This is a genomic window from Massilia eburnea (assembly GCF_050709955.1).
Lineage (GTDB): Bacteria > Pseudomonadota > Gammaproteobacteria > Burkholderiales > Burkholderiaceae_D > Rugamonas > Rugamonas eburnea_A.
In genome coordinates this window covers 367,337-381,111 of record NZ_JBNZFX010000032.1, presented here as the reverse complement: position 1 = coordinate 381,111, position 13,775 = coordinate 367,337, and the positions used below count along the sequence as shown (strand labels likewise).

Here is a 13,775-nt window from a genome sequence, read left to right as displayed (position 1 = left end):
TTCCTATTTCAGTAGCTGGGTAGATTTCTCGATGGCGCCGCGGATTTCCGCGATCGCCTTTTCAATTTCGTCGTCGTCGAACACATCGGTTTCGGTCTTGGCGCCGTGGATGGTAGTGCTGACCACATCATCCGGCAACTGCTCGGTCGAAATCACGGTCGAACCGGCGTGCGTGGTCGGCGCGCCATCGGCCACCAGCGCGCCCTGCCACATGATGGCCAGTGCCGTCACGTTGTCGCTGGTGTCGCCGGCGCGGCGCAGCGCAGTCGTCAACATGTCCGGCACTGCCCGCACCACGGTCTGGGTGGTCAGCATCTGCACCAGCTCCTCGTCGTTCACCACCGCCCACAGGCCGTCGGAACACAGCATCAGCGTATCGCCCGGCAGCAGGTTGGCGCGGCCGGAAACTTCGATGCGCGGCGCGCTGCTGGCGCCAAGGCAGGCATACAGCTTGTTGCGGTCGGGGTGGGTATTGCGCGCAGAAGCGGGGATCAAGCCCTTCTCGATCATGTTCTCGACGTGAGAATGGTCGCGCGTGCGGCCGTGCAACTGGCCATTGCGCACCCAGTACAGGCGCGAATCGCCGCAATGCGCCCACACGGCGGTATTGTGCTGCACCAGGCAGGCCACGATGGTAGTACGCGGCGACTCCGGCATATTGTGGGTCATCGTGTACGTGTGGATGTCGTTGTGCGCGGCAGCCAGCGCCTCTTCGAGGAAGCGCTCCGCCCCCTTCACGTAGGGCGTTGCCTGTTGCTGGAACATCTGCGAGATGGTGCGGGTAGCGATGGAGGCGGCGATCTCACCGCGCGCGTGGCCACCCATGCCGTCAGCGAGCACCAGCAACAGCGCGTCGCGCGTGAAGCTGTAGCCCATCCGGTCCTGGTTGACCTTGCGGCCCCCGATATGCGTTTCCTGGTAAACGGCGAATTGCATGGCATGGGCTCCTTATTGTTGGCGCGGGGCCGTCTCTTTTTTACGGCCAAATCCGAGCTTGCCTGCCAGCTTGCCCAGCTTTTCTAATGCCCCCGGCGGAGGCGGCGGTTCCTTCGGCGCCGGCGCTTGCGCCAGCATCTTTTGCAGCTCGAACAAGCTTTGCGGACGCGCCAGAGGGTCTATCAGCAAAGTCCATCGTACCAGTTTGACCAGCTCCGGCGAATAGAGGATTTCCATCTTCTGGAAGTGCGGCTCCATCTTGTCTTCCTTGCGGCGCTGGTCTGCCGGCTGCGGCGGCTGGCCGAGCATGCAGGCGAAAATCGAGGCGCCGATCGAATAGACGTCGGTCCATGGGCCCAGCGCCTCGGTCTTGGAGTACAGCTCGGGCGGCGCAAAGCCAGGCGTGTACATCGGCATCAGCTTCGGGCTGTCCGTATTCACGGTCTGGCGCGCCGCGCCGAAGTCCAGCAGCATGGGGGTGCCGTCCGTGCGCAAGTAGATGTTGGCCGGTTTCAGGTCCAGGTGCAGCAGCTTGTTGGTGTGCACCTCGCGCAAGCCTTTCAGCACCTGCGTGAAAATCTGGCGCACGAAGGCCTCGCTGCAATTGCGACCCTTGCTGCGTTGCCGCTGGATGTGATCCTGCAGCGAATGGCCCGACTCGTAGGCCATTACCATATAGACAGTTTCGTTGGCACGGAAGAAATTCAACACCCTTACAACATTTGGATGTGAAATCTTCGCAAGTGCACGACCCTCTTCAAAAAAGCACTTCAGCCCGATCCTGAACACCGCCAGGTTCGACTTCGTGACCACAGGTACCATCTCGCCCTCTTGACGCAATGCAAGACTGCTTGGTAAATATTCTTTAATCGCTACCGCATTACCTTCGGCGTCGTAGGCCAGGTACACAATACTGAACCCGCCTGACGCAATTTTCTTTACAATGCGGTATCCAGCAATTTCCAGACCATCCGGTAATGGAGCGTTGTTCTGAGCTGCCATAAGTTTCCTCGCTTCAACTAAACCGGATTGTGTGGGACAAAGCAATATATTGTAAAGACAAAGACAAAAACGGGGATATCCTTTGAGCATTTCCAGCATGACTGGCTACGCCGTAGCCACCAGCGAAAGCGCGGCGGGCACACTGACAATTGAGATCAAAAGCGTCAATTCGCGCTTTCTTGACCTTCAATTCCGCATTAATGACGACTTACGCGCGCTCGAACCGGATTTGCGATCTGCTGTCATGGGTGCCATCACCCGCGGCAAAGTAGAGCTACGGCTGAGTTTTGGCCGGAAGGCAGCTGCCGCCGGCACCCAGGCCCTGAATGTAGCCCTGCTCAACGAACTGGCGCGCCTGCAAGGCGAAGTTGGCCAGCATTTCAGCGGCGCCGCGCAGATGAGTGTTGCTGAACTACTTCGCTGGCCCGGTGTTGTCGAAGAAGCACAAATCGGCCAGGAATCGCTCCAGGCCGACGTTTCGGCCCTGATGGGCAAGACCCTGGCAGCCTTCGTCCAAAGCCGCCAGCGCGAAGGCGCGGCGCTGGAAGCGATGCTGGTTTCGCGCATCGAAGCCATGGAAAGCATCGTAAAACGAATTACCCCACTAATTCCTCAGGTAGTTGCACAATTCCAACAAAAAGCCGTGGAGCGCATGCAAGAGGCCCTCGGCCTGGCCTGCCAGGGATCGAATACCGCGATGTCGCGCCAGGACGCGATGGAACGCATCCGCCAGGAAGTGATCCTGTACGGCATCCGCATTGACGTCGCTGAAGAGCTGGGCCGCCTGTCGGCCCACCTGGGCGAAACCCGCCACATCCTGAAAAAAGGCGGCCAGGTCGGCAAGCGCCTGGACTTCATGATGCAGGAGCTGAACCGCGAAGCAAACACCCTCGGCGCCAAAGCCTCGGTCAAGGAACTGGCAGACGCCTCGATGGAGCTCAAGCTGCTGATCGAGCAGATGCGCGAACAGGTCCAGAACCTAGAATAAAGAAAGTCGGGGTCAGCTCCGGCAATCGGACATTTGCCTGCGGCAAATGTCCGATTGCCGGAGCTGACCCCGACTTTTATCTTGTAAGACGGTACAGGAGTACCGCGGTCCGGATCGCACCCTGCTCGATCGAGCGCACTTCCAGGTCTTCTCCCGGTGCATGGGCGCCCTTGCCGGTGGCGCCGAGGCCGTCCAGGCTGTCGACGTAGGGCGCGACGAATTGCACGTCGCCGGCGCCGCGCTGGCCCGGTGGCAGCGCGGCGATCGGGCCCAGGCCGGCGTCGGCACTGGCTTTCGAATACAGCTGCAGTACTTTCAGGTTGCCTTCGGTCGGCGCCATCGGCGGGTAGCCGTCGTGGAAGCGGATCTGGGCGCTGCTGCCAGGCAGGTTCTGCGCGACGATGGAGCGCATGCGGGCGCGGGCACTTTCGCCCTGCTCCGGCGTCAGGAAGCGCAGGTCGCCTTTCACAGTCGCGCTGTTGGCGATGACGTTCGACTTGCCGAAGGCCGTGCCCTTGGCCGCCGTGCCGTCGTAAGTGACTTCGGTGCCGCCCAGGACCAGGCCGGGATTGAAGGTCAGGTTCGGTTCCTGCAATTGCTGGCGGAAGGTGTCCAGGATGCGGGCCGTTTCGTACACCGCGCCATAACCTGCATCGGCGTTGAAAATGCCGGATGAATGGCCTTGCTTGCCTTTCACTTCCAGTTGCCATGAGGTCGAGGAGCGGCGGCCGATAGTGCCCGTGGCCTTGCCGTTTTCGTCCAGCACCGTGGCTTCGAAGGCCAGGGCGACGTCGCTGCGCTTTGCCAGGTTGACCATGTCGCCGCGCGAGATTTCTTTCGGGTCGCCGGCATTTTCCTCGTCGCCGGTGAAGATTACGCTGACCGTGGTGTTGTCCAGCGCACCTGCGCCGTGCAGCGCGCGCAGCGCTTCGATGATGATGACGTTGCCACCCTTCATGTCGTTGACGCCCTGGCCGCTGGCACGCTCGCCCTGGCGCTCCCACTTCTGCATCGGTGCATTCGCTTCGAACACGGTATCCAGATGGCCGATCAGCAGCACGCGCTTGCCCTGCTTGCCCTCGCGCGTGGCGACCAGGTGGCCGGCGCGCTGCATTTCCTTCGGCATGTCGATCCACTGCGTCTTGAATCCCAGCTTGCCCAGTTCTACGCGGAACACCTTGCCGACCTCGCGCACGCCCTTGTGATTCATGGTGCCGCTATTGATGTTGACCGTCTTTTCCAGCAAGGCCAGCGCATTGCTCGAATTGGCCTTGACCAGGCTGACGATGCGTTCTTCTTCAGGCGACAGCGACAGCGACTGCGCCGCAGCGCTTTCCATCAATCCGGCGGCGAGCAGCGAAACGAACAGGCAGGTCATACGCATTTCTGGCATCCTCCTTGAAGTGTGATCGCAACTCTACTACGGAAAATTCAGATGAACATCCGCGTTGGCATCGGCGGCTGGGACTTTGCTCCCTGGCGCGACACCTTCTACCCGCCCGACGTACCGCTCAAGCGCGCACTGGAATACGCCAGCAGCGTGCTGACCAGCATCGAGATCAACGGCACCTTCTACCGCAATGCCAAGCCTGAGCACTTCACCGGCTGGGCCGAGCGCACGCCGGACAATTTCGTATTTGCGGTGAAGGCTTCGCGTTACGCGACCAACCGCAAGGTGCTGGGCGAGGCGGGAGAGTCGATCGAGCGCTTCATGGAGAGCGGCCTGACGGAGCTGGGCGACAAGCTTGGCCCGATCCTGTGGCAGCTCGCCGCCACCAAGCGCTTCGATCCGGATGATCTTGCGGCCTTCTTCCAGCTGCTGCCGAAGAAGCTGGGCAAGCGCAAGCTGCAGCATGTGCTCGATGCGCGCCACGACAGTTTCATGTGCCCGGACTACCTGAAGCTGGCGCGCAAGTACAAGGTCGCGACAGTGATCACGGATTCACCGAAATACCCGAACTTCACGGAAATGACGGGTGACTTCGTCTACGCGCGCTTGATGGATGCGCAAAGCGGCATCACGACCGGCTACACCAGGCCCGCCTTGAAAAAATGGGCCGCGCAAGCGCAGGACTGGACCGGCGACGGCAAGCGCGATGTCTTCATCTACTTCATCAACGGCGCCAAGGAGCGCGCGCCGGCGGCGGCGCAGGAGCTGCTGCGCGTGCTGGGCGCGAAACGCTAACGCGCCAGTCCGTCGAACCATTCGAGCGCGCGCACCCATAGCGGCTGCGCATGCGGGCGGAAGTAGCCCATGTGCCCGAGCTGGCCCAGTCCCGTGGCAGCCGGGTCGATGTCCACACCATGCCACGGCGCGTTGCGGTAGCCGGACATCAGCGCATCGCGCGACCGCGGCGGCGCCCACAGGTCGTCGGTCGCATTCAGCGCCAGGATCGGCGTGCGCACGGCCGCGAAGCCTTCGGCAATCTCCGGCACTTTCGGGTCATCCAGGAAGTAGCGCGGGAATTTGCACCAGTGCTTCCATTGGCGGTACACGCCCATCGGCAAGTCCTCTCCCATGCCAAGCTTGCTCCAGGCCAGGCGCCCCTTCCAGCGCGTCACGATCGGGCCGACCACATGCCACATGGCCAGCACGCGCAGGCGTTCCATACGCGGCATCCAGCCATGCCAGCCCGCGCCGACGCCGAACAGGTAAACGCCGTCAATTTTTTCGTGGTTCGGCACCAGGCCCAGTGCATGGCCACCGTAAGAGTGACCCACCATGTACAGCGGCGTGCTGTCGGCAGGCGCAAAGAATTCGATCACGGCGTTCAGGTCCAGCCGCGCCCAGTCGAGGAAGCTGGCCTCGAAACCGCGCAGGGTTTTCGGCGCCGAGCCGCCTACGCCGCGATAGTCGAAAGTCAGCACGGTGTAGCCCTGCCCGGCCGCGAATTCGGCGAAGCGGCGGTAGAAGCCTTGCGGCACGCCGGTGGCGCCGGCTACCAGCAAGCGCGCTTTCTCCGGGCCGCGTGCGCGGTAGCGCATGGCGGACAAGCGATAGCCGTCGACCGCGCGCAGTTCCAGTTTTTCCGCCAGCAGCAAGGCGGCGGCAGGCATATGGCTCATGTTCTTTTCTCCACTTTCAGCATTGGCATCAGGGCGTCCATGGTTTGCACCATGGGCGCGGTGTCGCCCGCCACGCGGGCTTGCAGCAGGCCCCCTTCGTAGGCGGCAAGGATCAGGGCGGCGATGCCCTCGGCACGCTGGCGTTCGTGGCCGGCCTGCGCCAGCGCGTCGGCCATGCGGCCGCGCAGGCTGGCAAAGCCGGTTTTCAACGCGTTGCGGATCTCGGCGTCATCGGCGGTGGATTCCAGCGCCACGGCAGCCAGCGGGCAGCCCAGCTCAAACTCGCTGTCATCCAGGCCGCGCAGGGCACGCAGGATCCAGGCTTGCAGCGCGGCGACCACATCGGGCTCGCGCTCCATATAGGTGTCGAGCTTGTGGAGCAGGAAGCTGAAGGTGGCTTCGATGGCGGCCACCGCCAGCTGGTCTTTGCCGCCGGGGAAATGGTGGTACATCACGCCTTTCGGCGCCTTGGCCGTAGCCAGGATCTCGCTCAGGCCGGCACCATGCAGGCCGCGGTGCTGCAGCGTGGTGATCATGGCGTTGATCAGGCGTTCGCGGGTGGTGAGTTGTTGGGTATTCATGCGGCCACTCTATAGACCGGTCGGTCCAGTGTCAAGAACCGCCCGCACAGCCGGTTTCAACTCTGCTTGCTCCTTGGTAAAATACTTCTTTGGGCGACCGCCTAGCTTTCGAGAATTGCAAATGAGCCAACATTTTTCCGGCAGCCTGTTCATGGTTGCTGCGCCATCCGGCGCCGGTAAATCTACGCTGGTCAATGCCCTGCTGGCACAGGAACCGGCCATCAAGCTGTCGATCTCGACCACCACGCGCCAGCCGCGCCCGGGCGAGCAGCATGGCCGCGAGTACTTCTTCACCACGGCTGAAGACTTCCGCAAGCGCGCGGCCGAGGGCGAATTCCTGGAGTGGGCCGAAGTGCACGGTAATTTCTACGGCACTTCGCGCATCTTCGTGGAAGAGCAGATGAGGGCCGGCACCGACATCCTGCTGGAGATCGATTGGCAGGGCGCGCGCCAGGTCAAGAAGCAATTCCCGCAAGCGGCCGGCATCTTCATCCTGCCGCCATCGTTCGCGGCGCTGGAAGAACGGCTGCACAAGCGCGGCCAGGACGAGGTCCACGTGATCAACCGCCGCCTGCTGGCGGCGGGCGGCGAAATCGCCCACGCGCCCGAGTTTGAGTATGTTATTATCAACGAAGAGTTCCCGGTCGCCTTGTCGGAGCTAAGCGCGATCGTCCGCTCGGCCCGTTGCCGGTTTGCGCAACAAGCCGCCCGCAATGCCAAGCTGATGTCCGAACTGGGCATCCACGCCGACCACGCAGAATAATCACCGACGCATCAAGTACCGCATTTACCCAGGAGTTAAGCATGGCCCGTATTACTATTGAAGATTGCCTGAAAAACGTACCTAACCGCTTCCAGCTGACCCTGGCAGCGACCTACCGCGCACGCCAGCTGCTGCAAGGCCACACCCCTAAGGTCGAAGCCAAGGACAAGCCAACCGTCGTCGCCCTGCGTGAAATCGCTGCCGGCAAAGTAGGCCTGGAAATGCTGAAAAAGGTCCCTATGTAAGCTGGGAACCTTTTTGTTCCCGATATGAACCTGACATCCGCCGATCCCAACATCAGCGAACAGCCCGCACGGCGGGCACGGCGCCCGGCTAAGCAACAGCCGGGCGTTGACGTTTCTGCACCATCCGTTTCCACTTCTGCACTAGCCGCGCCAACCGTGGCCACCGGCGTTGCCACCATCACCCACCTCACCGAAAAACTCGCCGAGTACATGGGCGAGGCCGACCTGAAAAAAGTCAAGGAAGCCTACCGCTTCTCGGACGAGATGCACCTGGGCCAGGTACGCAAGTCGGGCGAACCGTACATTTCGCACCCGATCGCGGTGGCCGAGATCTGCGCCGAGTGGAAGCTGGACGCACAAGCCATCATGGCGGCGCTGCTGCACGATGTGATGGAGGACCAGGACGTCAAGAAGGACGAGCTGATCGAACGCTTCGGCGCCCAGGTGGCGCACCTGGTCGACGGCCTGTCCAAGCTGGAAAAAATCGAGTTCCAGAGCCAGATCGAAGCGCAGGCGGAAAACTTCCGCAAGATGCTGCTGGCCATGGCCTCGGACGTGCGCGTGATCCTGATCAAGCTGGCCGACCGCCTGCACAATATGCGCACGCTGGAAGTGATGATCCCGGCCAAGAAGCGCCGCATCGCGGCCGAGACGATGGAAGTCTACGTCCCCATCGCGCACCGCCTTGGCCTGAACAATATCTACCGCGAACTGCAGGACCTGTCCTTCTCGCACCTGTATCCGGTGCGCTACCACGTGCTGCACAAGGCCGTAAAAGCGGCGCGCGGCAACCGGCGCGAGGTGGTCTCGAAGATCCTGGACGCGGTGAAGAACACCCTGTCGATAGCCGGCATCGAGGCGGAAGTCTATGGCCGCGAAAAGACCCTGTACGGCATCTACAAGAAGATGCGCTCCAAACACCTGTCGTTCTCGCAGGTGCTGGACGTGTATGGCTTCCGCGTGGTGGTCGACAGCTTCCCCAACTGCTACGTGGCGCTCGGCACCCTGCACTCGCTGTACAAGCCGATGCCGGGCAAGTTCAAGGACTACATCGCGATCCGTAAGCTGAACGGCTACCAGTCATTGCACACCACGCTGATCGGCCCCTACGGCACGCCGGTGGAATTCCAGATCCGCACCCAGGAAATGCACCGCACCGCCGAATCGGGCGTGGCGGCGCACTGGCTATACAAGAGCAACGACGCCAACATCTCGGACATGCAGCAGCGCACCCACGCCTGGCTGCAATCGCTGCTCGACATCCAGCAGCAGACCGGCGACTCGGCCGAATTCCTGGAGCACGTCAAGGTCGACCTGTTCCCTGATTCGGTCTACGTGTTCACGCCGAAGTCCAAGATCATCGCCCTGCCCCGTGGCGCCACGCCGATCGATTTCGCGTATTCGATCCACACCGGCATCGGCGACCATACGGTATCGGTCAACATCAACGGCGAAGCGGCCCAGCTGCGCACCGAACTGCGCAACGGCGACATCGTGGAGATCGTCACCGACCCGAACTCGCGCCCAAGCCCGACCTGGCTGTCCTTCGTGCGCACCGGCAAGGCGCGCTCGGCGATCCGCCACCACCTGCGCACGATCAACCTGCCGGAATCGATCCGGCTTGGCCAGCAACTGCTGGCGCAGGCACTGGATGCGATCAATGTGCCGGGCGAGCTGCCGCCGCCGCTGATGGAACGCCTGCTGAACGAATCCTCGGCCAAGTCGATGGAAGAGCTGTATGCCGACATCGGCATCGGCAAGCGCATGGCCGCGCTGGTGGCGCGCCACATCTTCGGCCTGCTGGGCGGCGAATCGGCCAGCGCGCCGATCGAGCACACCAGTTCGAAAGAACTCGATCCGGTCACGATCTACGGCAGCGAAGGCGTGTCGGTGCAGCTGGCGCCATGCTGCCTGCCGATTCCGGGTGACCATATCGTGGGACAGCTGCGCCGCGACCAGGGCTTGCAGGTGCACACCGGCGACTGTTCGGTGGCCAAGCGCTCCAAGCAGAAAGAGCCTGAGCGCTGGATCGCGGTCAAATGGGGTACCGAGATCAACCGCCGCTTCGACAGCCGCATCCGCCTGATCATCAACAATGAGAAGGGCATCCTGGCGCGCGTGGCAGCGGAAATCGGCGAAAGCGACGGCAACATCACCTTCGTCGGCATGGACGAAGACCGCGAGCACGTGCTGCACCAGCTGCGCTTCACGATCCAGGTCAAGGACCGCGTGCACCTGGCGGCGCTGATCCGCAACGTGCGAAAAGTAGCAGGCGTCAACCGCGTCACCCGCGAACGCGCCTAGCGGGGTGTCAGACCCTGCGGGTCTGACACCGGTTTACCGGTTCATTGGTTTCCGCAAAGCAGCATCTCCCTTGATAGCAAACCGTATCCGCTCCAGGTCCTTCTCTGCCAGAGGCATGTCAAAAAGCGCCTGATAAGCCTTCCGGCGCTCCTCATCATCCGAACCTAAGCCGAGGTAGACCGGATGCGGACGAATCAATACATCCTCCCGCCCCTCTGCATTAACGCGATAGCTCGACCATTTATACCCGCCGGGAAATTCCACCATCCCCGCCCTTACAGGATTGAGTTCAATATATCGCTGGCACATCAAGAGGTATGCGCTGCTGTCGATTAGGGACGAGTGGTAACGCTTATCCCACATTGTGCCGCTGCCTCCGTACCGGGCGTGGCGCCAAAGCGCGGTACGCTGTGCAAGCGACTTCATCAACGACGCCTGGGAGTTTTGTCCACGAATACTGAGCAACAGATGGAAATGGTTGCTCATCAGGACGTAGGCGTGGATGTCGCAGCTTGATTTGACGCTATGTTCTCTGAGCAAGCCGAGGAAACCGTGCCGCTCTTCGTCATCATTGAAGATGATGCGGCCATTGTCGCCGCGCTGGGTCAGGTGCAGGCAAGTACCTACGGGGTAGTTACGTAGTGGGCGGGGCATTTTGCTCTCCTTGGAACCGGTAAACCGGTGTCTGACCCGCAGGGTCAGACACCGCCTGTTCAAAGGATAGCGGTGCTTTTTTTTGTGCGCTTTGTGCGGACGCAATCGGCGCTTATTCGTACCTTAAGGCTTCGATCGGGTCCAGTTTGGCGGCTTTGGCGGCCGGCAGCACGCCGAACACCACGCCGACGCCGGCGGAGAACATCACCGACAAGGCCACCGCCCACCACGGCACGTACGCGCCGGGAAAGTCGGGAATCATGCTGGCGATCGCATGGCCCATGCCATACCCAAGCAGCACGCCGATCGCGCCGCCCAGCATCGACAGGGTCACCGCTTCAATCAGGAACTGCATCAGGATGTCGCGGCTGCGTGCACCGATCGCTTTGCAGATGCCGATCTCGCGCGTGCGCTCGCTGACCGACACCAGCATGATGTTCATGATCCCGATGCCACCCACCAGCAGCGCAATCCCGACCACCCCACCCATCACCAGCGTGACGGTGGTGGTCACTGTCTCGAAGCTCTTGAGGAACTGGTCGGAGGACTGGATCTCGAAATCGTCCTTCTGCTCCGCATGCAGGCGATGCGATTGCCGCATCACCGTGGCAATGCGCTCTTTGAGCTCCTCCGTGCGGCCGATGTCGCTGATCGATACCGTGATCGACATGCTCGGCTTGCGCGTAATGCCGATCAGGCTCTGGCCGGTGCGAAATGGCACCAGCACCTGGTCGTCCTGCGACATGCCGAGTATCTCGCCCTTCTTCTCCAACACCCCGACGATCTTGAACCACTCGCCGGAGAACTGGATGAACTCACCCAGCGGATTCTCCGGCAGGTGCAGCATTTCGATCATCTTCTCGCCAATCACACAGACGCGCCGTGCACCAGCATTGTCGGACTCGCTGAGGAAACGTCCCAGCCGCGGATAGCTGCCGTTGACCTCCATGAAGGCCGCGGTCACGGCCAGTTGCTGGCGGCTGGAGGCGGTCTGGTTGCCGTAGCGGATTTCCCCGCCCGGGAACATGAATGCCGGGCTCAGTTCGCGGATGCCGTCGACGTGCCCACGCAACTGCTCCACGTCTTCAAACTGCAGGTAGTTGACCTTGCCCCGCATGACGTCTTTGAAGTCGTTCTTGGCGTGCACCGTCAGCGCATTGCCGCCCAGGCCTTCGAACTGGCGCGTGATCGATTGCGACAAGCCCTGGATCAAGGAAATCACGGTGATCACCGACGCCACGCCGATGATGATGCCCAGCGAGGTCAGGAAGCTGCGCATGCGGTGTGCGCGGATCGCCGCCATGGCCGAACGCAGCGCTTCGATAAAGATGTACATCCCTAACCTCCTGCCAGGCGATGGTCGGACAGCACGCGTCCATCCTGCAGCCGCACGATGCGCTGGCATTGGTCGGCAATGTCCGGCTCGTGCGTCACCATCACTACCGTCTGGCCGTTGCGGTGCACCTCCTTGATCAGCGCCATGATCTCGCGCGTGGTGGCCGAGTCGAGGTTGCCAGTCGGTTCGTCGGCCAGCAGGATCGACGGCTTGCCCACCAGCGCACGCGCGATCGCTACGCGCTGGCGTTGCCCGCCCGACAGCTCGTTCGGCCGGTGATGCATGCGCTCCCCCAGTCCCACGTGCTGCAGCGCCTCGCGCGCCATGCGCTTGCGCTCGGACGGCGCAATGCCGCGATAGATCAGCGGCTGCGCCACGTTGTCCAGCGCTGTATGACGCGGCAGCAGGTGGAAACTCTGGAAGATGAAGCCTATTTCCTCATTGCGCACCTGCGCCAGGTCGTCGCCGGCCATGGTCGCGACATCTTTCCCGTTCAGGAAATAGGTGCCGCTGCTCGGGCGGTCAAGGCAGCCGACGATATTCATCATCGTCGACTTGCCTGATCCTGAGGCGCCGATGAAGGCCACCAGCTCATTGCGCTCGATCTGCAAATCAACGCCCTGCAAGGCATGGACGGTCTGGTCGCCCATCTGGTACTGCTTGGTGATGCCGCTCAGGGTGATCACGGTTTGCTTCCGTCCGCAACCTTGAGCGGCTTGGCGTCCAGCGCCTTGGCCTTGACTGCCGTGCCCTCGCGCAGGTCGCGCAAGGTGCGCGCCGGCCCTACGGCAACCGTTTCGCCAAGCGCCAGGCCTTTGGTGATTTCCTGGTTGCTGTCGTCCGACAGGCCCAGCTCCACGGTGCGCTTGCTGGCCACGCCATCGACAATCGCATACACATAATTGCTGCGCTTGCCCTTGCCTTCCGAAGCCTCCGTCAACTGCACTGCCTGCAGCGGCACCACCGGGCGCGGCGCGCCGTCGCCCGTCACGATCTCGGCGCGGCAGGTCATGCCGGAGCGCAGCGCCAGCTGGTGCGCTGCCAGCTTGACCTTGACCACGTAGCTGCGGCCCTGGCTGGCCGCCTGGCCCAAAGCCTGGGCCTTGGGCGCCAGCGAGACCGATTCGACGCTGCCGGCCAGCGGGCGGTCGGCATAGGCCGAGGGGAAGATCCGGGTCTTCAGGCCCGGCGCCACATTGGCAATATCGCCCTCGTCGACGTTCACTTCCGCGATCATCGAGCCGACGTCGGCGATCGTCATCAGGCTGGAGCCGGCGATACCGGTGGCACTGGCCACCGCTGTTTCGCCGGCCTTGATCGAAACGCTGGTGGCAGTGCCCGCGATCGGCGACCGCACTTCGGTCTTGGCCAGCCGTTCCTGCGCCAGCGCCAGCATCGCCATCGCCTGCTGGCGGCTCTCGCGCGCACTGCGCAGCCCCACCACGGCCAGGTCGACCGCCAGCTTGGCATCGTCCAGGCGCGACACGTCGATGAACTTGGCGGCGGCAAGCTGGCGCGAACGTTCCAGCTTGCGCTGCTGGTTATCGAGGTCGATCTGTGCCCGGTCAACGCTGACGGCCGCGTTGCGCACCGCGGCTTCCTGCTGCGCCACGTCGGCCTTGTAGGTGCTCGGGTCGAGGCGCAGCACGACCTGCCCTTGTTCGATCTTGTCGCCTTCCTTCACCAGCACTGCGGACACTTTGCCGATCACCTCCGGCGACAGCTGCACCTCCTGGCGGAACACCAGGCTGCCCGAGGCCAGGACCGCGGGATAAATCGCCTTGTTCTCGACCTTGGCCAGTTCGGCTTCGACCTTGGCCGGCGGACTGCCGAACTTGACGGCGACGGGAATGCCGAGCATGGCCGTGATCACGGCCAATGCAATCAGTTTGCGCTTCAT

At 62.4% G+C, this 13,775-nt stretch carries 14 protein-coding genes; 5 read left to right on the top strand and 9 right to left on the bottom strand.

Annotated elements, in window-relative coordinates; translation table 11 throughout:
* Positions 1 to 3: 3 nt before the first annotated feature.
* Positions 4 to 936 (bottom strand): PP2C family protein-serine/threonine phosphatase, encoded by a 933-nt coding sequence (locus tag ACQ4MM_RS20305; protein ID WP_431479038.1) that lies wholly within the window; start codon positions 934 to 936, stop codon positions 4 to 6.
* Positions 937 to 948: 12 nt separating this feature from the next.
* Positions 949 to 1,938: a serine/threonine protein kinase gene (locus ACQ4MM_RS20300; protein ID WP_431479061.1), complete on the bottom strand. Its 990-nt coding sequence runs from the start codon at positions 1,936 to 1,938 to the stop codon at positions 949 to 951.
* A gap of 97 nt (positions 1,939 to 2,035) precedes the next feature.
* On the opposite strand from ACQ4MM_RS20300, the gene ACQ4MM_RS20295 reads away from it, so the two are divergent.
* On the top strand, positions 2,036 to 2,926 hold the full coding sequence (locus ACQ4MM_RS20295; RefSeq protein WP_431479037.1) for a YicC/YloC family endoribonuclease: 891 nt from the start codon (positions 2,036 to 2,038) through the stop codon (positions 2,924 to 2,926).
* 76 nt (positions 2,927 to 3,002) lie between these two features.
* On the opposite strand, the gene ACQ4MM_RS20290 is transcribed toward ACQ4MM_RS20295, so the two are convergent.
* Entirely contained in the window at positions 3,003 to 4,310 is a 1,308-nt protein-coding gene (locus tag ACQ4MM_RS20290; RefSeq protein WP_431479036.1) for a M20/M25/M40 family metallo-hydrolase, read from the bottom strand.
* Positions 4,311 to 4,361: 51 nt separating this feature from the next.
* Between ACQ4MM_RS20290 and ACQ4MM_RS20285 the strand changes: the two genes are divergently transcribed.
* Positions 4,362 to 5,111, top strand: coding sequence for a DUF72 domain-containing protein (locus ACQ4MM_RS20285; RefSeq protein WP_431479035.1), 750 nt, complete (start codon positions 4,362 to 4,364; stop codon positions 5,109 to 5,111).
* Here ACQ4MM_RS20285 and ACQ4MM_RS20280 read toward each other — a convergent pair.
* Positions 5,108 to 5,992 (bottom strand): alpha/beta hydrolase family protein, encoded by an 885-nt coding sequence (locus ACQ4MM_RS20280; RefSeq protein WP_431479034.1) that lies wholly within the window; start codon positions 5,990 to 5,992, stop codon positions 5,108 to 5,110. The two genes, ACQ4MM_RS20285 and ACQ4MM_RS20280, sit on opposite strands and share 4 nt — an antisense overlap.
* Positions 5,989 to 6,573, bottom strand: a complete 585-nt coding sequence (locus ACQ4MM_RS20275; RefSeq protein WP_431479033.1) for a TetR/AcrR family transcriptional regulator — start codon at positions 6,571 to 6,573, stop codon at positions 5,989 to 5,991. The genes ACQ4MM_RS20280 and ACQ4MM_RS20275 overlap by 4 nt, the downstream gene beginning before the upstream one ends.
* A 121-nt stretch (positions 6,574 to 6,694) precedes the next feature.
* Here ACQ4MM_RS20275 and gmk point away from each other — a divergent pair, with 121 nt between their 5' ends.
* From gmk to ACQ4MM_RS20260, 3 genes are read left to right on the top strand one after another with little or no spacing between them, the layout of a single operon-like run.
* On the top strand, positions 6,695 to 7,336 hold the full coding sequence (gene gmk / locus ACQ4MM_RS20270; protein ID WP_431479032.1) for a guanylate kinase: 642 nt from the start codon (positions 6,695 to 6,697) through the stop codon (positions 7,334 to 7,336).
* A 41-nt stretch (positions 7,337 to 7,377) separates the two neighbouring features.
* Entirely contained in the window at positions 7,378 to 7,581 is a 204-nt protein-coding gene (gene rpoZ / locus ACQ4MM_RS20265) for a DNA-directed RNA polymerase subunit omega (RefSeq protein ID WP_005665923.1), read from the top strand.
* A gap of 24 nt (positions 7,582 to 7,605) precedes the next feature.
* Positions 7,606 to 9,885 carry a RelA/SpoT family protein gene (locus tag ACQ4MM_RS20260; RefSeq protein WP_431479031.1) on the top strand — a complete coding sequence of 760 codons (2,280 nt, stop codon included), beginning with the start codon at positions 7,606 to 7,608 and terminating at the stop codon, positions 9,883 to 9,885.
* Positions 9,886 to 9,918: 33 nt separating this feature from the next.
* On the opposite strand, the gene ACQ4MM_RS20255 is transcribed toward ACQ4MM_RS20260, so the two are convergent.
* The 4 genes from ACQ4MM_RS20255 to ACQ4MM_RS20240 form a co-directional block, all read right to left on the bottom strand.
* Positions 9,919 to 10,539: a transposase gene (locus ACQ4MM_RS20255; RefSeq protein ID WP_431479030.1), complete on the bottom strand. Its 621-nt coding sequence runs from the start codon at positions 10,537 to 10,539 to the stop codon at positions 9,919 to 9,921.
* A 112-nt stretch (positions 10,540 to 10,651) separates the two neighbouring features.
* Positions 10,652 to 11,875 carry an ABC transporter permease gene (locus tag ACQ4MM_RS20250; RefSeq protein WP_431479029.1) on the bottom strand — a complete coding sequence of 408 codons (1,224 nt, stop codon included), beginning with the start codon at positions 11,873 to 11,875 and terminating at the stop codon, positions 10,652 to 10,654.
* Positions 11,876 to 11,877: 2 nt separating this feature from the next.
* Complete coding sequence (locus tag ACQ4MM_RS20245; RefSeq protein ID WP_431479028.1) at positions 11,878 to 12,561, bottom strand: ABC transporter ATP-binding protein; 684 nt, start codon at positions 12,559 to 12,561, stop codon at positions 11,878 to 11,880.
* Entirely contained in the window at positions 12,558 to 13,775 is a 1,218-nt protein-coding gene (locus ACQ4MM_RS20240) for an efflux RND transporter periplasmic adaptor subunit (protein WP_431479027.1), read from the bottom strand. The genes ACQ4MM_RS20245 and ACQ4MM_RS20240 overlap by 4 nt, the downstream gene beginning before the upstream one ends.